Here is a 22,970-nt window from a genome sequence, read left to right on the forward strand (position 1 = left end):
CCTTGCATGTCAGTTCGCCAGCCAGGCGTTGAAGCGTTCCTGCAGCTCGGCGTCGTGGTCGACCCAGAAGTCCAGGTTCGAGGCCAGCGCGTTTTCCAGGTTCTCGGCATAGGTGGGCAGGTTCGGGCCCATCGGCACGTCGGTGCCCTCGATATTGCCGACCAGGGCGGCGGCCGAGACGCGCGGCGGGCCGTAGCTGATGAACTCGGCGGCGCGGGCCTGCTGCTCGGGCGCGGTCGAGAAGGCGATGAACTCCCTGGCGGCCTCGGGGTTCGGGGCGCCCTTCGGCATCACCCAGCCCTCCATCTCGTAGATCTGGCCGTCCCAGACGATCTTGAAGGGCTTGCCCTCCTGCTGGGCGGCGTTGAAGATCCGGCCGTTGAAGGCAAAGGCCATCGACACCTCGCCATCGGCCAGAAGCTGCGGCGGCTGCGCGCCGGCTTCCCACCAGATCACGTCGTTCTTGATCGTGTCGAGCTTGGCGAAGGCCTGGTCCACGCCCTCGGGGGTGCCCAGCACCTCATAGACCTGGTCGGGCGCGACGCCATCGGCCATCAGCGCGAATTCCAGGTTGAACTTGGCGCCCTTGCGCATGGTGCGCTTGCCGGGGAACTTGGCCGTGTCGAAGAAATCGGCCGCGCCGGCGGGCTTGGCATCGGGGAACTTGCCGTCGTCATAGGCCAGGATCATCGAATAGACGTCCGTGCCCACGAAGCATTCGGTGATCGCGCCCTCGATGAAATCGTCGGCGGCCGGGGTGCCGTCGGCGGCGGGGGTCAGGATCGCCGGGTCGATCACTTCCAGCAGCCCCTCGTCGCAAAGCCGCACGGCATCGGCATATTCGACCGAGGCCACGTCGATCGAGACATTGCCCGCCTCGACCTGGGCCTTGACCGGCGTCGCGGGGTTGTCGGCATCCGAAACCACGACCTTCTTGCCGGTCTGGGCCTCGAAGGGCTTGGCATAGGCCTCGACATGGCTCATGCCATAGGCCCCGCCCCAGGACAGCAGGTTGACCTGCTGGTCCTGTGCCTGGGCCGCAGCCGCGACGACGACCAGCGCAGAGGTCAGTATCAGCGTGCGTTTCATCATAACTCCCTGGTTCCTTGCGTAATGCACGTTCACACCGGATCGAGGGCGCGGGCATCCTCGGGATGCCAGCCGATCCGTATCGTCTGGCCGGGCGACAGCTTCACCTGCCCCAGCGTGTTGCGGTATTTCATCACGAAATCGTCCTGCCCGGCGACATGCAGCCGCGCCCGCAGGATGTCGCCCATGTAGATCACGTCGCGCACCTGCGCCTCGATGGTATGGGCACCGGCCGGCATCAGCTCGGGCTTGAACTCGACCCGCTCGGGCCGGATCGAGACCGTCGTGACCTGGCCGCTTTCGCGGATGTTGACGGCGGTGGCGTCGATCAGCTCGCCATTGTCCAGCCGCACCAGCGCCTTGTCGCCCTGCAGCTGCTCGATGGTGCCGCGCAGGGCGTTGTTCTCGCCGATGAAGCCGGCGACGAAGCTGTTCTCGGGCTGCTCGTAAAGCACCGGGGGCGGCGCGAGCTGCTGGATGCGGCCGTCGTTGAACACGGCGATGCGGTCCGACATGGTCAGCGCCTCGCCCTGGTCGTGGGTCACATAGACCACGGTGATGCCGAGCCGGTCGTGCAATGCCTTGATCTCGAACTGCATATGCTCGCGCAGCTGCTTGTCGAGCGCGCCCAGCGGCTCGTCCATCAGCACCAGCTTGGGATCGAACACCAAGGCGCGGGCCAGCGCGATGCGCTGCTGCTGGCCGCCGGAAAGCTGCGCCGGGCGGCGGTTCTTGAACTGGCCCATCTGCACCATGTCGAGGGCGCGGGTGATGCGGCTTTCGCGCTCGTCCTTACCCATGCCGCGCACTTCCAGCGGAAAGGACAGGTTCTCGCCCACGCTCATATGCGGGAAAAGCGCGTAGTTCTGGAACACCATGCCGATGCCGCGCCGATGGGGCGGCACGTCGTTGATGTTGCGGCCGTCCAGCCGGATCTCGCCATGGGTCGCCGTCTCGAATCCGGCCAGCATCATCAGGCAGGTGGTCTTGCCCGAGCCGGAGGGGCCGAGCATGGTCAGGAACTCGCCCTTGCCGATGGTCAGGTTCAGGTCTTTGACGACAAGCGATTGCCCGTCATAGCTTTTCTGGACGTGATCGAAGACAACGAAAGCGTCGTTGCCGGGGTCTGCTGTCACGATGCGGGCTCCCTGTTTCTATTGGTTCTTCGTTCCGCCAGCCAACAGTAATCGGCGCTTGTCGGGGAATGCAACTCACTTGTGCAGCCGGCCGGAAGGACGCAGGCGACGAAGTCGGTGTCACATTGCGTCATTGCCCTTTCGCCGGGCAGATTCGGGTTGACAGCGACATGGCCGGGCTCAGCGCCGGGCTCAGCGAAAGCGATAGAGATCGGCGTCGGGATCGGCGCGGCCGTCGATCCGGCGCGCGGTCAGTTCGGCGGCGATGACGGAATAGGTGATGCCGTTGCCGCCAAAGCCCATCACCGCATGGCAGCGCCGGCAGCCCGGCACCGCATCGACGATCGGCAGCCCGTCGTCGCTGTCGCCGAAGGCCGCGGCCCAGCGATAGGCCGGGCGGCCGATGCGGATGCCGCAGGTCTCGCGCAGCTTGCGGGCGATCTCGCCGGCGTTGCGGCGCAGCTTGCCGGCATCCTCGTAGGCATCGGGGCTTGCCTCGTCCTCGCCGCCGGCGATGATCCGGCCGCTGGGCGTGGTGCGGAAATACAGGTAGGGATCGGCCGCCTCCCAGACCAGACAGTCGTCGAGCCAGGCCGGATGGCGCACCCCCTCGGCCGAGGCGACGGCCCAGGTCGAGATGATGCGGTGATGCGCCGAGGCAAGCTGCGGCAGGAATTCGTAGCCGGTGCAGAACACCGCATGGCCCGCCACCACCACCCGCCCGGCCGAGGATGCCAGCGCCACCCCGTCCGCCAGTTCCGCGAAATCCGCGACCTCGAAGGGCGAGACGATCTCGGCCCCGCGTTCCTGCGCCAGCCGCAGCAGCCCGGCCGTCAGCTGCGCCGGATTGGCCGAGGCCGAGGCGGTGGAGCGGATGGCCCCCGTGCGGTCGATGCCGTATTCCTCGAGCAGGCGCCGGCGCGAAAGGAACTCGGCCGCGATGCCGGTTTCGCGGCGCAGCGCCGCCTCGGCCTCCAGCGCGCGAAAGCCCATCTCGTCGCCGGCCAGGTAAAGCGCCCGCTTGCGCTGCATCTGGCAGTCGAGCCGCAGCCGGCGCGACAGCCGCAGCAGTTCCTCGACCGCCTTGACCGAGCGCAGCCAGGCCCGCGCCGCCTTGTCGGGGCCGATCTGGCGCGCCAGCCGGCTCAGCGGCACGTCGATCTCGTGCTGGATCATCGCCGTCGAGGCAAGCGACGAGCCCCGCACCGGCTGGCGCCGGTCCACCAGCAGCACCCGCCGCTTGCGCCGCGTCAGCCGCTCGGCCAGCAGGGCCGCGGAAATGCCGGTGCCGACGATCACCACGTCCCAGCGCGGCTGCGAGGGCTCTGCCCGATGCGCGACCGAGATATGCGGCGTCTCGGCCCAGAAGGGATGCGCCGTGCGCAGCCGCCGCTGGATGGTGCGCCGGGGCCCGGTCATTCCTTGCCCGCCCAGGCCATTTCCCGCTGCGGGATCGCGGGCGGCTGGTAAAGCCCCGCCGTGCCGTCCCGGTCCCGCCTGAGCACCGAAAGCGCACCGTCGGCCTCGAGAATGGCGAACTTGACGTCGGCCAGGTCGGCCACGCCCTTTTCGCGCAGCTTGGCGTGCAACTCGCCGATGCCGATGCCCTGCCGGCGCAGGCGGTCTTGGTGGACGCGGCCCTCGGTGACGACGATGCGCGGCCTGCCCTCGAAGATCCGCGACAGCAGGTCCGAGGACAGGATCGCCTCGTCCACCAGCTTGTTGAAGGCGGCGACCAGGAAGATGGCGAACATCGCCGGCAGCATCGGCACGTCGGGATAGAACAACGAATCGCCCACCGCCGAGCCGATGGCGATGACCAGCAGGAACTCGACGATGGAAAGCTGCGCCACCGTGCGCCCGCCCAGCCAGCGCATCAACGCCAGCGTGTAGAAATAGATGATGACGGTGCGAAGAAAGACTTCCCAGGCGAAGGACAGATCCTGATCGCCCAGGAAGATGCGGTGAAGTTCGTCAAGCATGGCCGCCGTCCCCTGCCCGCGCCGGTTTGCGCCAAGGGACAAGCCGCGATCCGGGGCGCCGGTTCCACGCCCCGAACACCGGCGCCGGAAAACCTAGACGGCCAGGAAGCCGCCATCCACCGGCAGCACCGCGCCCGAGACCATGCGGCTGTCGTCCGAAAGCAGCAGCGCGATGCTTTGCGCGACCTCCTCGGCCTCGGCAAAGCGGTTCAGCGGGTGGCGCACCATCATCGGCTGGCTTTTCGCCGGGTCCGACCAGGCCTCGGCCGCCAGTTCGGTCAGGGTGATGGTGGGCGCGACCGCGTTCACGCGGATGCCGTGCGGGCCCAGTTCCTTGGCCAGCACGCGGGTCGCGCCCTCGAGCCCGGCCTTCGAGGCGGCATAGCACAGGTGGTCCTGGAAGCCGCGATGACCGGCGATCGAGGTGATGTTGACGATGGCGCCGCCGCCGCCCGCCGCCATGCGGGCGCGGGCGAATTCCTGGCAGCAGATCAGCGCCGCGCGCAGGTTGATGCCCAGGACCGCCTCATAGCCGGCCTCGGTCATGTCGAGCACGCTTTCCAGCACGTTGATGCCGGCGCTGTTGATCAGGTAGTCGGCGGTCCCCGCCTGCGCCATGGCGGCGCGGGTGGCAGCCGCGTCGGCCAGGTCGACGCGGATGCCGCGCGCGCCGATCTCGTCCCGCAGGCTATCAAGGTCGGATTGGGTGCGGCTCAGCGCCACGACCTCGGCCCCGCGCCCGGCCATGAGACGCGCGCAGGCGCGGCCGATCCCTTTGCCCGCGCCGGTGATGATGACGGTCTTGCCCGAGAATTGCATGGTTCCTCGCATGTCCAGTTCGGCGGCAGGGCCGCCCGTGTTCAGTTTTGCGGCAAGGCCGCCATGGCGGCGCGGATCTGCCGCGCCGTGGATTGCAGCGCCAGGAAGGCGGCATGGCGCGCGTCCTGCCGCGCGCGGCTGGCGGGATCGGGGGCGCAGCGCGTGGCGATGCGCGACATGGCGGGCATGGCGGTGTGCAGGTCGGGGAACACCCCCGCCGCCACCGCGCCCAGCATGGCCGAGCCCAGCAGCACCGGCTCGGGGCATTCCGTCACCTCGACCGGCAGCCCCGTCGCATCCGCCAGCAGCTGCCGGGTCAGCGGATGCGCGCCGGCGCCGCCGCTGACGCTGATCGTCTGAACCGGGGCGCCATGCTGGCCTTGGGTCTCGATGATCTGGCGCAGGCCATAGCCCAGGCCGCAGATCCCGGCGACATAAAGCGCGACCAGCGAATCCGGCCCCGTCTCCATCCCCTGCCCCATGATGACGGCGCGGGCATGGGGATCGGCAAAGGGCGCGCGGTTGCCCAGGAACTCGGGCACCACATGCAGCTCGTCGGCCAGCCGCAGGGCGGCGCTGGCATCGCCCGCCAGCTCCAGCGCCCGGTCGGCCAGCCATTGCGGCAGGGACTTGCCCGCCGCCTCGGCCAGCGCCGTCGCCTCGGCCGTGGCGGGGTGCAGCTGCACCAGCTGGTCGATGGCGGCGCCGGCGGCGGACTGGCCGCCCTCGTTCAGCCACATGCCGGGCACCATGGCCGAGTAATAGGGCCCCCAGACGCCCGGCACGAAGGCCGGCTCGCGCGTCGTGGTCATGGTGCAGGAGGAGGTGCCGAAGACATAGCCCAGGCAAGCCGTCGCATCGCCCCCCGCCGCCACCGTGCCGACGCCGCCGGCATGGGCGTCGATCAGCCCGGCCGCGACCGCGGTGCCGGGACGCAGCCCCATCGCCTCGGCCGCGGCCGGGGTCAGCCCCTGCCCCAGCGCCGTGCCGGGATCGACGACGCAGGCACCGATGCGGGCGAAACCGTCGTCGGCCAGGTCGCCCAGGCCGATCTGGCGGAAATAGCCCGCGTCCCAGCGCCCCTCATGCGCCAGATAGGTCCATTTGCAGGTCACGGTGCAGGCGGAGCGCTCCAGCGCGCCGGTCGCCTTCCAGGTCAGGAAATCGGTCAGGTCGAAGAAATGCGCCGCCGCCGCATAGACCTCGGGCCGGTTCTCGCGCAGCCACAGAAGCTTCGGCGTCTCCATCTCGGGCGAGATGCGGGTGCCGACATAGGCCAGCACGTCGTGGCCCAGCGCATTGATGCGCTCGGCCTGCTCGACGGCGCGGTGGTCCATCCAGACGATGATGTCGCGCTCGGGGTGGGCGGGATCGCCCACCGGCAGCGTCGCATCCCCCGCCCCGCGGACGACAAGGGAGCAGGTGGCATCGAAGCCGATGCCCGTGACGCGCGCCGGGTCGATCCCGGCGCGGGTCACGCATTCCCGGACGGAGTCGCAGACCGCGCGCCAGACCTGCTCGCTGGACTGCTCGGCGATCACGCCGCGCTCGCGGTGCATCGCGATGGGGCGCTTGGCGGTGGCAAGCAGGCGGCCTGCGCGGTCGAAGACCCCGGCCCGCGCCGAGCCGGTGCCCACGTCGATGCCGATCAGATACTGGTCCATGGCGCTACTCCGTTCCGGGTGCCGGGCGTCAGACGCGGTCGAAATTGGTCGGCAGCACCAGCATGTCGCGGATGGTGACGGTGCGCTTGCGGGTCAGCATGTATTCGACCGCATCCGCGACCTCTTCCGCGTCGATCAGGCTGCCGCTTTCCTTGGCCTTGCGCAGGTTCTCCTCGGGCCAGTCGGCCAGCAACGCCGAGACGACCGGGCCGGGCGAGACCTGCATGACGCGCACGCCATGCGGGATCATCTGACGTCGCATCCCCTGGACAAAGCTGGTGATCGCCCATTTCGAGCCGGAATAGACCGGCTCCCACCAGGTCGGGAAATGCCCGGCGATCGAGCAGGTGACGACGATGTCGCCGGTCTTGCGCCCGGTCATGTGCGGCAGCACGGCGTGGACGTTCTTCATCACCGCGTTGACGTTCAGGTTCAGCATCCGGTCGATGGCCTCGGGCGTCGTGTCGGCCAGGTCGCCGCCGATATAGGTGCCGGCGTTGCAGTAAAGGATGTCGATCTGATCGACCTTGGCCAGGATCTCGGGGATCATGGCGTCGCAGCTTTCGGCATCCAGCAGGTTCGTCACCTGCGGGATCGCCTTGTCGCCCAGCTTGGCGGCCAGTTCGTCCAGCGCGCCCTCGTTCCAGTCCACCATGACCACGGTGGCGCCGCGTTCCAGCAGCCGCTGGGTGGTCGCAAGCCCGATCCCCGAGGCCGCGCCGGTGATGACGGCGACCTTGCCGTCCAGCGATTCAGACATTCCGTTCTCCTGTCTTCGGTATGGTGCGGGCGGGGCCTAGCGCCATTCGCGCCCGATATAGATGGCCAAGAGGATGATCGCGCCCTTGATGACGTCCTGAAGATAGGGGTTGATCCCCATCAGGTTCAGCCCGTTGTTCAGGATGCCCAGCAGCACCGCGCCGATCAGCGTCCCCAGGATCAGGCCGCGGCCGCCGGAAATCGCGGTGCCGCCCAGCACCACGGCGGCGATGGCGTCCAGCTCGAACCCCACGCCGGCATTGGGCTGGCCGCTCATCAGCCGCCCGGTCAGGATCACCGCAGCAAGCGCCGAGGTCAGGCCCGAAATGCCATAGACCGCCAGCTTGACCCGCCGGGTCTTGACGCCGGACAGGCGCGCCGCGGTCTCGTTGCCGCCCAGGGCATAGACGTGGCGGCCAAAGGCGGTGCGCTGCAACAGCACCCAGGCCAGGGCATAGATCACCACCATGATGATGACCGGGACCGGCACCACGCCGACGCGGCCGACCCCGAACCAGGAAATCCAGCTGGGCAGGCCGCTGATCGGATAGCCGCCGGAATAGATCAGCCCCAGGCCGCGCGCCATGCCCATGGTGGCCAGCGTCACGATGATCGCCGGCATCCGGCCCCAGGCGACCAGCACGCCGTTGGCCAGCCCGATGCCCAGGCCGATCAGCAGCCCGACCAGCAGCGCCACCGGCGCGGGCAGGCCCATGTTGACCATCATCCCCGCGCTTAGCGTGCCGACCAGCGCCATGACCGCGCCGACCGACAAATCGATCCCGCCGGTCAGGATGACGAAGCTCATGCCAACGGCGAGGATGCCGACGACCGACACCTGGCGCAGCACGTTCATGATGTTGTTCAGGCTGAAGAAATTGTCGCTCGCCAGCCCCATCAGCACCGAGACGGTGATCAGCCCGATCAGCGGCAGCGCCAGCGGCGAATGCAGCAGGCGGCCAAGCGAGAAGCCGCCGGTTTTCCCGGCCGAGCCGGTGTTTGCGTCATGCGACATGTTCAACTCTCCCGGTCGTGGCATGGGTCATGATGGTTTCGGAATCGATCTGGTCGCCCTCGACCGTGGCCACGATCCCGCCCGAGCGGAACACGCAGACCCGGTCGGACATGCCGATCACCTCGGGCAGTTCGGACGAGATCATGATGATGGCGCCGCCCTTGGCGGTGAATTCGCGCATCAGCGCATAGATTTCCGCCTTGGCGCCCACGTCGATGCCGCGCGTCGGCTCGTCGAAGATCAGCACCTGCATGTCGTGGTTCAGCCAGCGGGCGATCACGACCTTCTGCTGGTTGCCGCCCGACAGCGTATCGACGCGGGCATGCGGCCCCTGCGCCTTGACGCGGACCTGCGCCATGGCGGTCTCGGTCGCAGCCAGTTCCTTTTTCAGGTCGATGAACCAGTGGTTCTTGCGATACTTGCCGTAATTGTTCAGCGAGACGTTCTGCAGGATCGAGAAGCTGGTGATCAGCCCCTGTTCCTTGCGGCTTTCGGGCAGCAGGCCGATGCCATGCGCCAGCCCCTCGTCGGGGCCGCGAAAACGTTTCTCGACCCCGTCCACCTTCACCTTGCAGCGCGCCGCCGGGTATGCGCCCAGCATGGCCAGCACGGTTTCCGTGCGGCCCGAGCCGACCAGCCCGGCAAAGCCCAGGATCTCGCCCTTGCGCAGGGCAAAGCGCGAGACGGGGCCGCCCTTCTTCAGCTGCACCTCCTCGACCTCGACGACAACGGAGGCGGTCGAGGGGGCCGGCTTGGGCGGGAAGTTATTCTCGATCCGGCGGCCGACCATCATCTCGACCAGCCGGTCGTTGTCCACGTCCGGGACCGCGCAGGAGGCGATGAACTCGCCGTCGCGCAGCACGGTGATGCGGTCGCAGATCTCGAAGATCTCTTCCAGGTGATGCGAGATGAAGATGATCGCCACGCCCTGCCGGCGCAGCTCGCGCATGACCTTGAACAGGTGCTCGACCTCGGAGGGGGTCAGGGTCGCGGTCGGCTCGTCCAGCACCAGGATGCGGGCGTTCAGGGACAGCGCCTTGGCGATCTCGACGAATTGCTGCTCGGCGACGGACAAGCGATGCACCGGCACGTCCAGGGCCACGTCGACGGCCAGCTGGCGCATGATCTCGGCGGCGCGGGCGCGCATCGCCTTGCGGTCCAGCGTGCCGAAGCGTCCGCGGATCTCGCGCGCCAGGAACATGTTCTCGACCGCGTCGAGATAGGGGATCAGGCTGAACTCCTGGAACACGATGCCCACGCCCGCGGCGATGGCCTGGTCGTAATCGGCAAAGTGGCGCTCGGTCCCCTCGATGCGGATCGTGCCCTCGCTGGGCTGGATGATGCCGCACAGGATCTTCATCAGCGTGGACTTGCCGGCGCCGTTCTCGCCCAGAAGCGCATGCACCTCGCCGGCGCGGACCTCCATGTCGACGCCGTGCAGGACTTCGATCTTGCCGAAGCTTTTTCGGATTCCCTTCAGTTCCAGCATGATGCCCTCCTGAATGGCTGGGAAATGTCCCGCCCCCGCGGCATGCGGGGACGGGAGCGGGGAGGAACCCTTACCAGCTGAACTCGGCAGCGTTCTCGGCGTCAACGACCATGACGTCGATCGGCACTTCCTTCGGCACCACGCGGGCGCCCCATTTCTGCGCCAGCGCCATGGCCAGGCCAACCCGGACCTGGTCGCGCGGGAATTGCGCGGTGGTCTCGATGAAGGGGCCGCCCGCGGCGATGGCCTGGACCGCCTCGGGTGCGCCGTCGACCGAGGTCAGCTTGATGTCCTTGCCCGAGCCCTGGATCGCCGCCAGCGCGCCCATGGCGCCGCCGTCGTTGACCGAGAAGATGCCGGCCAGGTTCGGCTTGGACTGGATCATGTTCTCGACCACGCCCAGGGCGACCGAGCGGTCCTGCCGGCCGTTCTGGGTATCGACCAGGGTGATTTCCGGGAACTCCTCCAGCGCGGCCTTGCAGCCCTCGACGCGCTGCAGGATCGGCACCACCGGGATGCCGTCCAGGATCGCGACCTCGCCCTTGCCCTCCAGCGCCTCGCCCAGATACTTGCAGGACATGTAGCCCGCGTCCCGGTTCTTGGAGCCGACGAAGGTATCGACCGGACCGTTCGCGTTCGCATCGACCGCGACCACGGTCACGCCCGCGGCCTTGGCGGCATGGACCGCGGCCTCGATCCCGGCGCTGTCGGTCGGATTCAGCAGCAGGATGTCGATGTTCTGCTGCAGCATGTCCTCGACATCCGAGATCTGCTTGGCCACGTCATGGCCGGCGTCGGTGACGACGACATCGGCGCCCAAGCTGGCGGCGGCCTCGTTCAGCGCCTCCTGCATGGACACGAAATAGGGGTTGTTCAGCTCCTGGAAGGTCATGCCGATCTTCAGCTTGTCCTGGGCCAGCGCCGGGGCCGCCATGAGCGCAAGCGCGGCCGAGGCGGTGAGCAGTTTCGTTTTCATCTGGGTTCCCTCCCATCTGGATGAAAGCAGGCATGGCCTGCGCGTCTCCGGGCGGCGCCGCGCCGCCCGAATTGGTGAAATTGGCGATTTCGGTCCTTGTCAGTCCGCCATGACCAGCGCCTTCTGGGCCGCGAAAGTCGCGCGGAACTGCGAGGGCGACTTTCCCTTGAGCTTCAGGAAATGCCGGTTGAAGTTCGACAGGTTCGAAAACCCGACCTCGTAGCAAATCTCGGCCACCTTGACGTCGGGATCGGTCAGCAGCATCTGGCAGGCCAGGTCGACGCGCAGCTGGTTGCGATAGCGCACCAGCGTGGTGCCGGTATGGCGCTTGAAGGCACGGGAAAAGGCGCTTTGGCTTTGCCCGACCATCTCGGCCAGCTCGCCCTCCTCGATCTGCTCGGTCAGGTGTTCGCGCAGATGCGACAGCGCGCGGTTGATGCCGCCGTCATGGGTGCGCGTCAGGTCCAGCTCGAAGCTGAGGCTGGCCAGCACCTCGTATTCCGGCGCATGGGCCAGCAGGTCCAGGATGTCCCAGAACAGCGCCAGGCGACGCAGGCCCTGCGCCTCGACCAGCCGCTCCATCAGCGGGCGGACGCGGGCGCTGGTCTCGTCGTCGAAGAGCAAGCCGCGGCGCGAGCGTTCCAGGAGCGGGCGCAGCGCCTCCATCTCGGGCATGGCGGCGCTGGCCTCTTCGATGAAGGCTTCGGGGAACTGGATCACCAGCGAGCGCAGCGGCACCGCCTCGCCGGGCGGGATGTCGCTGATCCAGTTCTGCGGCAGGTTCGGCCCGGTCATGATCAGCTGGCCGGGCTGGAAGCTGCCGACATGGTCGCCGATGTAAAATGTGCCCGAGGTGGCGACGACCAGGTGGATTTCGTATTCGGGATGGTAATGCCAGCGCACCGTGCGGAACGGATAGCCATGCATCCACGCGGCGAAGGATTCGCCCTTGCGGATGTGGACCAGCTCCAGATCGGGTTGCATTCGCCTTCCTCCCTGCACGCCGCGGACCCTGCCGGGCCTGCCGCGGACGTTCAGGAACCATAGGCTTCATGCCCGCCGGCGATCCACATCAGGGCGAAAAAAATACCGATACTTTTTTGCACCGATCGGTGCAGGAATTGAAGAGGCAGGCGCAAGGCACCGCAACGGGCATATGCTGCATAGCAGAAAGCCCATACCGCAGCGCAGCGGCATAGGCCTGCTTTTTCGGAAAAACCCTCTGTTAACGCTATCAAGCGCCCAGAGCGGTCAGATCCCGCAGCCGCGGATAAGCCGCATGATGGGCCTCATACTTTTTCGCATAGGCCGCGGCCAGTTCAGGATCGGGCACAACCTCGGCGCGAATGGCGGGCCTGGCAAAGATGCGGTCCGAGGTATCGCCCGTCGCGCAGGCGGCCGCCAGCTTGGCCGCCCCGAAGGCTGCGCCGAAATCGCCGTCCTCGGGCTCCAGCAGCGTGAGCCCGGTGGCCGAGGCCATGATTCGCAGCCAGGCGCGCGAGCGCGCGCCGCCGCCCACCGCATATGCGGCCTCGATGGGGGTGCCGGCCTTGCGCAGCGCATGGACGCAATCGGCGAATGCCATGGCCACGCCCTCCATCGCCGCCTGCGCAAGGTCGGCCAGCCCGGTGGCGCGGCGCAGCCCCAGGAAGGCGCCGGTCGCATCGGGATCGTTCAGCGGCGTGCGCTCGCCCGACAGGTAAGGCAGGAACAGCACCGGCGAGGGCGCCGTCACCGCGCCCACCATCCCGGCAAGCTCGGGCACGGGTTTGCCGGTGATCTCGGACAGCCAGCTCATGCTGTCGGTCGCAGACAGGATCACCCCCATCTGGTGCCAGGTGTCCGGCACGGCATGGCAGAAGGTATGCACCGCATCGCCGGTATTCGGCGCGTAAGCCTCGGTCGCGGCGAACAGCACGCCCGAGGTGCCCAGCGACAGAAAGCCCGTGCCGGGCGTCATCACCCCCATGCCGCAGGCCGTGGCGGCATTGTCGCCGCCGCCGCCCGCCACCGGCACGCGCGGGATGCCCCAGCGCTCGGCCAGTTCGGCGCGCAGATGGCCGGAAACGTCGCTGCCCTCGACCAGCCGCGGCATCTGGGCGCGCGTCAGCCCGGTCGCGGCCAGCAGCGCATCCGACCAGTCGCGCTTGCCCACGTCCAGCCACAGCGTCCCCGCCGCGTCCGACATCTCGGCGACATGCTCGCCGGTCAGCCACAGCCGCAGGTAGTCCTTGGGCAGCAGCACCTTGGCGGTCCGGGCAAAGATCTCGGGCTCGTTCTGCGCCACCCAAAGCAGTTTCGGCGCGGTAAAGCCCGCCATGACCAGGTTGCCGGCGATGCCGTGGAAATCCGCCCGTGCGGTCAGTTCGGCGCATTGCGGACCCGAGCGGCCGTCGTTCCACAGGATGCAGGGCCGCAGCACATGGTCCGCGCCGTCCAGCAGCGTGGCGCCATGCATGTGCCCCGACAGGCCGATGGCCTGCAGCCGCGCCATCGCGGCCGGATGCTCGCGCAGCAGCGCCGCGATGGCTGCCTCGGCGCCGGCGATCCAGTCGGCCGGCGCCTGCTCGGACCAGCCGGGATGCGGGCGGCTGACGGTCAGGGCCGCATGGGCGACGCCGACGGTCGCGAAGCTTTCGTCCACCAGCATCGCCTTGATGCCCGAGGTGCCCAGGTCCAGTCCCAGATACATGGCGCTTACTCCGGCATGACGATCTGCAACTTCACGTCGGTCTCGCGCGCCTCGACGGCGCGGTCGAAGCCGGCGATGCTGTCCGCGAAGGGGATCGAGGCCGAGATCAGCGGCTTGAGATCCACCTTGCCCGAGGCGATCAGCGCGATGGCGCGGTCATAGACATTGGCATAGCGGAACACGGTCTCGACCCGCAGCTCCTTGGCCTGCAGCCCGACGATGTCCACCGGCACCGGATCGACCGGCATGCCGACCAGCACGATGGCCCCGCCGGGACGCGCAAGCTGGTGCATGCCCAGGATCGCCGGCGCCGCGCCCGAGCATTCGAAGACGATGTCGGCGCCCCAGTTGTCGGTCGCCTCGGCCACCGCCTCGGCCAGCGGGTGGTTGCGGATGTTCACGGTCTCGATGCCGTCATAGGCGCCGATGATGTCCAGCTTGGGCTGGGCAAGGTCGGCCACGATCACCCGCGCGCAACCGCCGGCCAGCGCCGCCAGCGCCACCATCATGCCGATGGGGCCGGCGCCCGTGACCACCGCCACGTCGCCCGGCTGGATGCGGGCCCGCAGCGCGGCCTGCATGCCGATGGCAAAGGGCTCGACCATCGCGCCTTCCGCGAAGCTGACATTGCCGGGCAGCTTGTAGGTGAAGGCAGCGGGGTGGACGACCTCGGGCGTCAGGCAGCCATGCACCGGTGGCGTCGCCCAGAAGGTCACGGCCGGATCGACGTTGTAGATCCCCAGCTTGGCCGCGCGCGAGGTCGGGTCGGGAATCCCCGGCTCCATGCAGACCCGGTCGCCGGGCTTCAGATGCGTGACCTCGGCCCCCGCCTCGATCACCGTGCCGGATGCCTCGTGGCCCAGCACCATCGGCTCGCGCACGACGAAATGCCCGATCTTGCCATGGGTATAATAATGTACGTCCGAGCCGCAGATCCCGACCGTATGCGTCCTGATCCGCACGTCCCTGGGCCCCAGCGTGGCGGGAATGTCGAAATCCCGCAGCGACAGCTTGCCCTTTTCTTCCAGCACCAATGCCTTCATCGCCCGTCCTCCTGATGGCCGCGCCGCCCTTCGGGCGCCCTCGACTCGCGTCTTTGGCGGCGAGTCGGGGCGCATGTAAACAAAAACCCGCGCAGGGCGCGAGCTTTTGCTCATCAGAAGAATAATTGTATCAGTGCTGCGCCGGAAAAGCTATGCGCCGGCTGCGGCGGCGCAGGCGATCCGGCCCTGGTCGCAAAGAATCAGGGCGGTCATTTCATCAGCCGGTCCTTGACCATGGGGCCGACGGCGCCGAAATCCATCTGCCCGGCATGGCGGGCGCGCAGCTCGGCCATGACCCGGCCCATGTCGCGGATCGACTCGGCGCCCAGTTCGGCGATGGCCTTGTCGATGGCGGCGCGGGTTTCCTCGGCGTCCAGCTGGCGCGGCAGGTAGGACTGGATCACCTTGATCTCGTCCAGCTCGCGCTCGGCCAGTTCCAGCCTGCCGCCCTCTTCATAGGCCTTGGCCGATTCCTGGCGCTGCTTGACCATCTTGGACAGGATCGCGGTCAGCTCGGCCTCGGCCAGCCCGGCCTCGTCGCCGCCTTCGCCGCGGGCGGCGATCTCGCGGTCCTTGATCGCGGCCGAGATCAGGCGCAGCGTGGACAGCCGCGCCGAGTCCTTGGCTTTCATCGCCTCTTTCGTATCGGCCAGAATGCGTTCGCGCAGTCCCATGTGATCCTCGCTGAATGTATTCCGCCGGGTGGTGCCCGGCTTCGCCCCCGCAGTCAAGCCGTGCCCTCAACCCCGTCCCGGCCGCAAAGTTCCGCGCGCCGCCCGTTCCCGCCTTGACGCGCCTGCGCCCTTTACCTAGGTTCCCGCCGATTTACCCGGAGAGTGACGATGCCCCAGAAACCGACCGCATGTCTTGCGCTTGCCGACGGCACCGTGTTCCACGGCCAGGGCTTCGGCGCGGTCGGGGAAGTGGTGGCCGAGCTGGTCTTCAACACCGCGATGACCGGCTATCAGGAGATCATGACCGATCCCTCCTATGCCAGCCAGGTCGTGACCTTCACCTTCCCCCATATCGGCAATACCGGCGTGACCGAACAGGACGACGAGGCGCCCGAGCCCGTCGCCTCGGGCATCGTGGTGAAATGGGATCCGACCGAGCCCTCGAACTGGCGCGCCAGCGCCGACCTGGTCGAATGGATGGCGCGCCGCGGCCGCATCGGCATCGGCGGCGTCGATACCCGCCGCCTGACCCGCGCGATCCGCCAGCAGGGCTCGCCCCATGTCGTCCTGGCCCATGACCCCGAGGGGAATTTCGACATCGCCGCCATGGTCGCCAAGGCGCGCGGCTGGAAGGGCATCGTCGGCCTGGACCTCGCCAAGGAGGTCAGCTGCCGGCAAAGCTATCGCTGGACCGAGGGGCTGTGGTCCTGGCCCGGCACCTTCGGCCAGTCCGAGGAAAAGAAACCTTTCCGCGTCGTCGCCGTCGATTACGGCGCGAAACGCAACATCCTGCGCTCGCTGGCGCAAAGCGGCGCCGAGGTGATGGTGCTGCCCGCCACCGCCACCGCCGAGGAAGTGCTGGCCCACGAGCCCGAGGGCGTGTTCCTGTCGAACGGACCGGGCGACCCGGCCGCGACCGGCGAATACGCCGTGCCGATGATCCGCGAGTTGCTGGACCGCGACCTGCCGATCTTTGGCATCTGCCTGGGCCACCAGATGCTGGCGCTGGCGCTTGGCGCCCATACCGTGAAGATGAACCACGGCCATCACGGCGCGAACCACCCGGTCAAGGACGTCGAAACCGGCAAGGTCGAGATCACCTCGATGAACCACGGCTTCGCCGTCGATGCCCAGACCCTGCCCCAAGGCGTGATCGAGACCCATGTCAGCCTGTTCGACGGCTCGAACTGCGGGCTGCGCGTGGCCGACAAGCCGGTCTTCTCGGTGCAATACCACCCCGAGGCCAGCCCCGGCCCGCAGGACAGCGCCTATCTGTTCGAGCGCTTCACCGAGGCGATGCGCAGCCGGCGCGGCTGATCCGGGCGCGGGCCTGGCGGCGGTTAACCGGTTCTTAACCCTCTGCATGGCAGAGAGGGGACCGGAACGACCCAGACCGGGAATCGCCTATGGCCCGCCCCGCCCTCATCTGGCCCCTTGCTGGTGCCCCGGCCGAGGCCGCCGTGCCCGCCTTGACGGGCACGGTGATCGCGACCCGCGACCTGCGCCCGCTGGGCCAGCTCCTGATCGAGGATGGCGCGGTCGATCCGCGCGACCTGCTCAAGGCGCTGGTCATGCGCGAGCGCCAATCGGCGCGGCTGGGCGAGATCCTGCTGGCGCACGGCTGGGTGCGGGAAGAGGCGCTGCTGCGCGCCCTGTCCCGGCAATGGCGCGCCAGCGTGCTGGACCTGGCGGCGCTGCCGCCCGATCCGCGGCTGGTCGATGCGATGGGCGCGCAGCTTTGCCTGGCCGAGGGCGCGGTGCCCTGGCGCCGGGTCGGCGGCGTCACCTTCATCGCCACCGCGCGTCCCGAGGGATTCGAGGCATTGCAGGACCGCCTGCCCGAAGGGTTCGGCGCGGTGCGCATGCTGCTGTGTTCGGAAAACGCCGCGCGCGAGGCGATCTTGGCCCTGCGCCGCACCGCGCTGATCCGCCAGGCCGAAACCCGCGTGCCCGCCCAGGAAAGCTGCCGCACCCGCAACGAGCGCCGCTTCGGCCGCATTGCCGTGGGGCTGATGGCGGCCGCGGCGCTGGGGCTGGTGCTGGCGCCGAACGCGGTGATCGCGCTTCTGACGGCCTGGGCGGTGCTGACGCTGGTCGCCTCGGCCACGCTGAAGCTGTTCTCCTTTGCCGCCATCCTGCGCCGGCACCGGCAGGACCGCCTGCAAAAGCCGTCCCATGCCGCCCGGCCGCAGCCCGAGATGACGGCGCCGCTGCCGGTGATCTCGGTCATGGTGCCGCTGTTCGCCGAGGCCGACATCGCCGAAAAGCTGATCGGCCGGCTGTCGCGGCTGGACTACCCGCGCGAGCTGATGGACATCCTGATCGTGGTCGAGGAGACCGACCGCGTCACCTGCGAGGCGCTGCAGGGCGTCCGGCTGCCGCGCTGGCTGCGCGTGATCCAGGTGCCCGACGGGCCGGTGCGCACCAAGCCGCGGGCGCTGAACTATGCGCTGAACTTCTGCCGCGGCTCGATCATCGGGGTCTGGGACGCCGAGGACCGCCCCGAGCCGGGCCAGCTTCACAAGGTCGCGCGCGGCTTTCACTTCGCCCCGCCCGAGGTGGCCTGCCTGCAAGGCGTGCTGGACTATTACAACCCCCGCACCAACTGGCTGGCCCGCGCCTTCACCATCGAATATGCCGCCTGGTTCCGCGGCACGCTGGCCGGGGCGGCGGCGCTGGACCTGGTGGTGCCGCTTGGCGGGACGACGCTGTTCTTCCGCCGCGACGCGCTGGAAGAGATCGGCGCCTGGGACGCCTGGAACGTGACCGAGGACGCCGACCTGGGCGTGCGCCTGACCCGGCGCGGCTATCGCACGCGGATGCTGGACACCGTCACGCATGAAGAGGCGAACTGCCGCCTGATCCCCTGGGTCAAGCAGCGCTCGCGCTGGCTCAAGGGCTTCGCGATGACCTGGGGCGTGCATATGCGCGACCCGGTGGCGCTGTGGCGCGACCTGGGGACGCGGCGCTTCCTTGCCTTGCAGGTGCAGCTTTTCGCCTCGGTCTCGCAATACCTGCTGGCGCCGGTGCTGTGGAGCTTCTGGCTGCTCAGCCTGGGCCTGCCGCATCCGATGCGGGACATGCTGTCGGGCCTGCTGGGCGGCCATGCCATCGCCCTGCTGTTCGCGCTGTTCGTGGCCTCGGAATTGCTGAACATCGCCGTCGGCCTCTGGGCGGTGCGCGGGCGGGCACATCGCCACCTGCTGCCCTGGGTGCCGACGCTGCACCTGTATTTCCCGCTCGGCTGCCTGGCGGCGTGGAAGGCGATCTACGAGGTGGTGGTCAAGCCCTTCTACTGGGACAAGACCCAGCACGGCATCTTCGAGGCCGGCCTGGACGAGCCGCCCGAGCCCGCGCCGCCGCCCGCCGGCCGCCGGATCCCCCTGCGCGAAACCGCCGCCGGAGAGCCCGCAAGCCCCATCGCCGCCGAAACCGACCCTGACCTCGACCCGCTGCTGGTCCCCTTGCTGGGCAAGATCGACTGAACCGATGCAGCCACCTGGCACCCCCGGCAGGAGGAGCCGCGGACCCCGCAGCGAACCTACCTCGGCTTCCTGGTGCGAGGCAGGACTGGCCGAACCGGGCGCCCGGTGCCGGCTGCAGCACAGATGAGGAGACTGCCGCCGCTTCGGGGCGCTAGGTTCTGTACTCACAGGCGGGCTGCCGTTTGGGAACGGTTCGTGCTTCGAGCGTCTTGCGGAGCTTGAATGGCACCTCTCGCGCTGACGAACCGGGAACGGGCGCTGATTGCACCGCTTCTTCCCGACAAGCCTCGTGGCCTTGCGCGGACGAACGACCGGCGCGTCCTGAACGGGTTTTCTCCGTCCTGCGGACAGCGCCACCCTGGCGCGACCTTCCCGAGCGCTACGGTCCATATACGACCGCTTCCAACCGATGGGCCAAGGCGGGGCAGCGTGCTACGACAAACTCGCCAAGGGATTCCTCGCAGCCGTCACAATCGCAGCCGCAAGACTGTGGTGCGGAATTATAAGTCCATTCCCTGGACAGGACCGGCTGGGCCAGACACTTCTCCCGCTCTGTTTTCGCTTGCGGAGCTCTAACAGGCTGCTGAAAAAGTCCTTGCGACAGGACAGCGCGGGCGGGGAGCCAGGAAATCCGCCTCAAATTTGCCGAAAACACCCCATTTTCGGGCCGATATCAGCTGGCTCCAGAACGATTTCCGCTGCGTCGCCCTCTCAAAATCCTTTTTCAGCAGCCTGCCAAGCGAGACCCGTGGCGGGCCTTGGCGGGCAGGAACGGCGAAGCCGGTGTCGGCTGCGGCACTGGCAGCGAACCTTGCCACGGCTTCTTGGTGCATGGAAAGATCGGCAGGGCCGGGCACCTCTGCCGCTCGGTTCTCGCACACGCCGCGCGAAGCGATGCCCGGCGCACGCCCCGGCGGGCAGGAACAGCGGGTCCGATGGCCATCAGAGGCCGTCGGAGCAGATGCATGTGGCGCACCCGGGCAGGAACGATTGCATGAGTTTCCAGAAACCCCTTTGGCGTGATGCATGTCGCGCGCGCCCACGGGCAGGAACGAGCGGGCGACATGAACGCCCTGCCGACTGCGGCGATGCCTGTCGCCCGCCCTCGGGGGCAGGCACGGCCGAGCGGGGCGGGCGGCGCAGGTGGCGGACCTGCCGCGGGCTTCCTGCCGCACGACCGGCCGGGTCAGCGGCGGCGCGTTCCCGCCGGCGCCTATCCGGCCTGCACCTCGACCCCGGCCAGGACGCCGTCGATGATCGCGCCGGCGGTCTCGATCGTCGCGGCCAGCCGCTCGGCCAGTTCCTCCAGCGAGGCCGTGCCGGTCTCGCGCAGCAGGAAGGTCTGCCCGCCCTTGCCCAGGTTGTCCATGTCCAAGGGCTTTTCGGTCAACAGCCGGCCGGCGCATTGCAGGCTCCACAGGAAGCGCCGGGCCGAGGCCAGCCTTTCGCCATCCTCGCGCCCGACCAGCCCGATCCGAGGGCCGGTGCGCAACTGCGCCTGCACCGCCCGCGCGGCCGAACCGGCCCGCAGCGCGAAACATTGCGCCAGCAGCTCGATGTCCTGCAACCGGCCACGGCCGATCTTGGCCTCCCAGGCGCCATCCGGGGCCTTGGCGGCGAAGATGCGGGCCCGCATCCCGGCCAGATCCGGCATCACCCGCGGGTCCGTGCCGCGGGTTTGCAGCACCTCGACCCGCAGCGCCTCGACCTCCTCGGCCAGCGCGGCGGCATCGGTGCCGCAGGTGCCGATCACGCGGGCGCGGGTCAGCGCCAGATGCTCCCAGGTCCAGGCCTCGGTCATCTGGTAGTCGCGAAAGCTCTGCACCGAGGTCGCCACCGGCCCCTGCCGCCCCGAGGGGCGCAGCCGCATGTCCACCTCGTAAAGCCGCCCGGCCGAGGTCGGCGCCGAGAGCGCGGTGATCACCGCCTGGGTCAGCCGCGCGTAATAGGCCCGCGTCGCCAGGGGTTTCGGCCCCTCGGACGCCTCTTGCCCGGCGGCGTCGTAGATCACGATCAGGTCCAGGTCCGACGAGGCGTTCAGCTGTCGCGCGCCCAGCGAGCCCATGCCCAGCACCACCGCCCCGCGACCCGGCGGCGGTCCGTGGCGGCGGGCGAATTCGGCCGCGACGACCGGGAACAGCGCGGCGACGGCGGCATCGGCGACATCGGCATATTGCCCGCCCGCCTCCTCGGCGCCGATCAGGCTGCGCAGGTGATGCACGCCGATGCGGAACTGCCCCTCATGCGCCCAGCGCCGCGCGGCGTCCAGCGCCTGTTCGTAGCCGCCGCCCGGCGCGGCCAGCGCCGCATCCAGCACCTGGTCCAGTTGGCGGCGCAGGGCGGCGGCGCCGGGCCAGGCCGCAAAGAAGCTGCCGGCCAGCACCCCGTCCAGCACCTCGGGGTGGCGCGCCAGATAGGCCGCCAGCCCCGGCGCCGTGCCGCAGATGTCGGCGATCAATTCGATCAGCTGCGGATTGGCCTCGAAGAGCGAGAAGAGCTGCACCCCGGCCGGTAGCCCGGCCAGGAAGGCGTCGAACCGCGCCAGCGCCTCTTCGGCATGGGCGGCGGCGGTCAGCCGGGTCAGCAGGTCCGGCTCGATCCGGGCAAAGACCTCGCGCCCGCGGGCCGAGCGCAGCGCGGGATAGCTGCGCCAGCGCTCCACCATCGCCTCGGCCTCGGGGGACAGCGCCGGGCGGGCCCGCTGCTCGCCGGGGGCGAAGAAATCGCCGGTCAGCGCCTCGACCCGCGCCAGGCGGGTGGCCAGGCGCGCCGACCAGGCGGCGGTGTCGCCCTCGCCCATCATGCGGGCGATGGTGTCCAGCCCCTCGGCCGAGGCGGGCAGCGAATGGGTCTGCGCGTCGTTCACCATCTGGATGCGATGCTCGATCTCGCGATGCTCGCGGTAATGCGCGGTCAGCTCCTGGGCCACCTCGGGCGGCACCCAGCCCTTTTCGGCCAGCCGCGCCAGCCCCTCGACCGTGCCGCGCAGGCGCAGGTCGGGGTCGCGGCCGCCGGCGATCAGCTGGCGGGTCTGGGTGAAGAACTCGATCTCGCGGATGCCGCCCTGGCCCAGCTTCATGTTGTGGCCCGGCACCTCGATGCGGCCGTGCAGCCCCTTGTGGTCGCGGATGCGCAGCCGCATGTCGTGGGCGTCCTGGATGGCGGCGAAATCCAGGTGCCGCCGCCAGACGAAGGGGCGCAGCTCGCGCAGGAAGCGCGCGCCCGCCGCCAGGTCGCCGCCGCAGGGCCGCGCCTTGATATAGGCGCTGCGTTCCCAGGTGCGGCCCTCGGCCTCGTAATAGGCCAGCGCCGCCGAGATCGAGATGCAGACCGGCGTCACCGCCGCATCGGGCCGCAGTCGCAGGTCGGTGCGGAAGACATAGCCCTGGTCGGTGTTGTCCGAGATCGTCGCCGCCGCCTTGCGAGTGGCGCGGATCAGGGCGGCGCGGGCCTCATACTGGTCGTCGGGATCATAGGCGCCGTCGTCGTAAAGCACGATCAGGTCGATGTCCGAGGAGTAGTTCAGCTCTGCCGCGCCCATCTTGCCCATGGCGAGCGCGACGATGCCGCCGGCCTCGGCCCCGGTCGGGGGCAGCTTGCCGCGCGCCTGCTCGGCCGCGACATGGGCGCGCAGGGCCAGGTCCGTGGCGCGGTCGGCCAGGTCGGTCAGCGCGCCCGTCACCCGTTCCAGCGACCAGACGCCGCCCAGGTCGGCCAGCGCCGTCCACAGCGCCACCCGCCGCTTGGCGCGGCGCAGCGCCGGGCCGAGCGCATCGGCGGAAAGCGTCTCGAACCCCGCCGTCTCGCGGGCGACGACATCCCCGTGCGCCAGCGCGCCGGGCAGCCAGTCGGCCTCGCGCTCGATCAGCCCGGCCAGGTAGGGGCTGCAACCGGCGGTGCCGCGGATCAGATCGCCCAGCCGGGGATCGGCGATCCCGGTCGCTTGCAGCGCGGAAAGGCCGCGGGCGGGGTCGGCGGGGATGGGCAGGCGGGTGATGCGGGCGGCGAAATCCATGGCCGCAGCCTAGCCGCAGCCGGCGCCGCGTCAATGCCGCGCGAATGGACCGAGAGGTTCAATTCTTGCGGTTTTCCCTGCTTGGCGCGGGGTGCAACTGTTGCTAGGCTCGGCCCAAGAGCAATCCACAAC

17 protein-coding genes and 1 pseudogene are annotated in these 22,970 nt (G+C 69.0%); 3 read left to right on the top strand and 15 right to left on the bottom strand.

Annotation, left to right across the window (positions count from 1 at the left end):
• Nucleotides 1–9: 9 nt before the first annotated feature.
• The 14 genes from KF941_RS09390 to KF941_RS09455 form a co-directional block, all read right to left on the bottom strand.
• Nucleotides 10–1,089: an ABC transporter substrate-binding protein gene (locus tag KF941_RS09390; RefSeq protein WP_036751416.1), complete on the bottom strand. Its 1,080-nt coding sequence runs from the start codon at nt 1,087–1,089 to the stop codon at nt 10–12.
• 32 nt (nt 1,090–1,121) lie between these two features.
• Nucleotides 1,122–2,225 carry an ABC transporter ATP-binding protein gene (locus KF941_RS09395; RefSeq protein WP_036751256.1) on the bottom strand — a complete coding sequence of 368 codons (1,104 nt, stop codon included), beginning with the start codon at nt 2,223–2,225 and terminating at the stop codon, nt 1,122–1,124.
• A 192-nt stretch (nt 2,226–2,417) separates the two neighbouring features.
• Complete coding sequence (locus KF941_RS09400; protein WP_214273193.1) at nt 2,418–3,644, bottom strand: FAD-dependent oxidoreductase; 1,227 nt, start codon at nt 3,642–3,644, stop codon at nt 2,418–2,420.
• Complete coding sequence (locus KF941_RS09405) at nt 3,641–4,207, bottom strand: YetF domain-containing protein (protein ID WP_052095748.1); 567 nt, start codon at nt 4,205–4,207, stop codon at nt 3,641–3,643. Before KF941_RS09405 ends, KF941_RS09400 begins: the two co-directional genes overlap by 4 nt.
• 93 nt (nt 4,208–4,300) lie before the next feature.
• The gene (locus KF941_RS09410) at nt 4,301–5,026 is read right to left on the bottom strand and encodes an SDR family oxidoreductase (protein WP_214273681.1); all 726 of its coding nucleotides are present in this window, start codon (nt 5,024–5,026) and stop codon (nt 4,301–4,303) included.
• A gap of 41 nt (nt 5,027–5,067) precedes the next feature.
• Nucleotides 5,068–6,690, bottom strand: coding sequence for an FGGY-family carbohydrate kinase (locus KF941_RS09415; RefSeq protein ID WP_214273194.1), 1,623 nt, complete (start codon nt 6,688–6,690; stop codon nt 5,068–5,070).
• A gap of 28 nt (nt 6,691–6,718) precedes the next feature.
• Nucleotides 6,719–7,450 carry an SDR family oxidoreductase gene (locus tag KF941_RS09420; protein ID WP_214273195.1) on the bottom strand — a complete coding sequence of 244 codons (732 nt, stop codon included), beginning with the start codon at nt 7,448–7,450 and terminating at the stop codon, nt 6,719–6,721.
• A 36-nt stretch (nt 7,451–7,486) separates the two neighbouring features.
• Nucleotides 7,487–8,464, bottom strand: coding sequence for a ribose ABC transporter permease (locus tag KF941_RS09425; protein WP_214273196.1), 978 nt, complete (start codon nt 8,462–8,464; stop codon nt 7,487–7,489).
• Entirely contained in the window at nt 8,454–9,953 is a 1,500-nt protein-coding gene (locus KF941_RS09430) for a sugar ABC transporter ATP-binding protein (protein WP_116222917.1), read from the bottom strand. Before KF941_RS09430 ends, KF941_RS09425 begins: the two co-directional genes overlap by 11 nt.
• A 70-nt stretch (nt 9,954–10,023) precedes the next feature.
• Nucleotides 10,024–10,929 (bottom strand): ABC transporter substrate-binding protein, encoded by a 906-nt coding sequence (locus tag KF941_RS09435; RefSeq protein WP_036751270.1) that lies wholly within the window; start codon nt 10,927–10,929, stop codon nt 10,024–10,026.
• A gap of 99 nt (nt 10,930–11,028) precedes the next feature.
• Nucleotides 11,029–11,913 carry an AraC family transcriptional regulator gene (locus tag KF941_RS09440; protein WP_214273197.1) on the bottom strand — a complete coding sequence of 295 codons (885 nt, stop codon included), beginning with the start codon at nt 11,911–11,913 and terminating at the stop codon, nt 11,029–11,031.
• A 250-nt stretch (nt 11,914–12,163) separates the two neighbouring features.
• Nucleotides 12,164–13,621: a xylulokinase gene (xylB, locus tag KF941_RS09445; protein WP_214273198.1), complete on the bottom strand. Its 1,458-nt coding sequence runs from the start codon at nt 13,619–13,621 to the stop codon at nt 12,164–12,166.
• Between the two features lie 5 nt (nt 13,622–13,626).
• Entirely contained in the window at nt 13,627–14,664 is a 1,038-nt protein-coding gene (locus KF941_RS09450) for an NAD(P)-dependent alcohol dehydrogenase (RefSeq protein ID WP_214273199.1), read from the bottom strand.
• A 209-nt stretch (nt 14,665–14,873) separates the two neighbouring features.
• The gene (locus KF941_RS09455; protein WP_036751277.1) at nt 14,874–15,338 is read right to left on the bottom strand and encodes a GatB/YqeY domain-containing protein; all 465 of its coding nucleotides are present in this window, start codon (nt 15,336–15,338) and stop codon (nt 14,874–14,876) included.
• 168 nt (nt 15,339–15,506) lie between these two features.
• Between KF941_RS09455 and carA the strand changes: the two genes are divergently transcribed.
• The 3 genes and pseudogenes from carA to KF941_RS27950 form a co-directional block, all read left to right on the top strand.
• Nucleotides 15,507–16,655, top strand: a complete 1,149-nt coding sequence (carA, locus tag KF941_RS09460; RefSeq protein WP_214273200.1) for a glutamine-hydrolyzing carbamoyl-phosphate synthase small subunit — start codon at nt 15,507–15,509, stop codon at nt 16,653–16,655.
• 89 nt (nt 16,656–16,744) lie between these two features.
• The gene (locus KF941_RS09465; protein WP_214273201.1) at nt 16,745–18,823 is read left to right on the top strand and encodes a glycosyltransferase; all 2,079 of its coding nucleotides are present in this window, start codon (nt 16,745–16,747) and stop codon (nt 18,821–18,823) included.
• Between the two features lie 222 nt (nt 18,824–19,045).
• Nucleotides 19,046–19,248 (top strand): annotated as a pseudogene (locus KF941_RS27950) (transposase); the annotation flags it as partial.
• A 788-nt stretch (nt 19,249–20,036) separates the two neighbouring features.
• On the opposite strand, the gene KF941_RS09470 reads toward KF941_RS27950, so the two are convergent.
• Nucleotides 20,037–22,838 carry a glutamine-synthetase adenylyltransferase gene (locus KF941_RS09470; protein ID WP_214273202.1) on the bottom strand — a complete coding sequence of 934 codons (2,802 nt, stop codon included), beginning with the start codon at nt 22,836–22,838 and terminating at the stop codon, nt 20,037–20,039.
• Nucleotides 22,839–22,970 lie beyond the last annotated feature (132 nt).

Source organism: Paracoccus sp. pheM1 (assembly GCF_018499825.1).
In the GTDB taxonomy this organism is placed as follows: domain Bacteria; phylum Pseudomonadota; class Alphaproteobacteria; order Rhodobacterales; family Rhodobacteraceae; genus Paracoccus; species Paracoccus versutus.

Bases quoted from the DNA above. Each gene is read 5' to 3' on its own strand.
- KF941_RS09390 (WP_036751416.1), bottom strand. From the start codon at position 1,089: ATGAAACGCACGCTGATACTGACCTCTGCGCTGGTCGTCGTCGCGGCT.
- KF941_RS09400 (WP_214273193.1), bottom strand. From the start codon at position 3,644: ATGACCGGGCCCCGGCGCACCATCCAGCGGCGGCTGCGCACGGCGCAT.
- KF941_RS09405 (WP_052095748.1), bottom strand. From the start codon at position 4,207: ATGCTTGACGAACTTCACCGCATCTTCCTGGGCGATCAGGATCTGTCC.
- KF941_RS09410 (WP_214273681.1), bottom strand. From the start codon at position 5,026: ATGCAATTCTCGGGCAAGACCGTCATCATCACCGGCGCGGGCAAAGGG.
- KF941_RS09415 (WP_214273194.1), bottom strand. From the start codon at position 6,690: ATGGACCAGTATCTGATCGGCATCGACGTGGGCACCGGCTCGGCGCGG.
- KF941_RS09420 (WP_214273195.1), bottom strand. From the start codon at position 7,450: ATGTCTGAATCGCTGGACGGCAAGGTCGCCGTCATCACCGGCGCGGCC.
- KF941_RS09425 (WP_214273196.1), bottom strand. From the start codon at position 8,464: ATGTCGCATGACGCAAACACCGGCTCGGCCGGGAAAACCGGCGGCTTC.
- KF941_RS09430 (WP_116222917.1), bottom strand. From the start codon at position 9,953: ATGCTGGAACTGAAGGGAATCCGAAAAAGCTTCGGCAAGATCGAAGTC.
- KF941_RS09435 (WP_036751270.1), bottom strand. From the start codon at position 10,929: ATGAAAACGAAACTGCTCACCGCCTCGGCCGCGCTTGCGCTCATGGCG.
- KF941_RS09440 (WP_214273197.1), bottom strand. From the start codon at position 11,913: ATGCAACCCGATCTGGAGCTGGTCCACATCCGCAAGGGCGAATCCTTC.
- xylB (WP_214273198.1), bottom strand. From the start codon at position 13,621: ATGTATCTGGGACTGGACCTGGGCACCTCGGGCATCAAGGCGATGCTG.
- KF941_RS09450 (WP_214273199.1), bottom strand. From the start codon at position 14,664: ATGAAGGCATTGGTGCTGGAAGAAAAGGGCAAGCTGTCGCTGCGGGAT.
- KF941_RS09455 (WP_036751277.1), bottom strand. From the start codon at position 15,338: ATGGGACTGCGCGAACGCATTCTGGCCGATACGAAAGAGGCGATGAAA.
- carA (WP_214273200.1), top strand. From the start codon at position 15,507: ATGCCCCAGAAACCGACCGCATGTCTTGCGCTTGCCGACGGCACCGTG.
- KF941_RS09465 (WP_214273201.1), top strand. From the start codon at position 16,745: ATGGCCCGCCCCGCCCTCATCTGGCCCCTTGCTGGTGCCCCGGCCGAG.
- KF941_RS09470 (WP_214273202.1), bottom strand. From the start codon at position 22,838: ATGGATTTCGCCGCCCGCATCACCCGCCTGCCCATCCCCGCCGACCCC.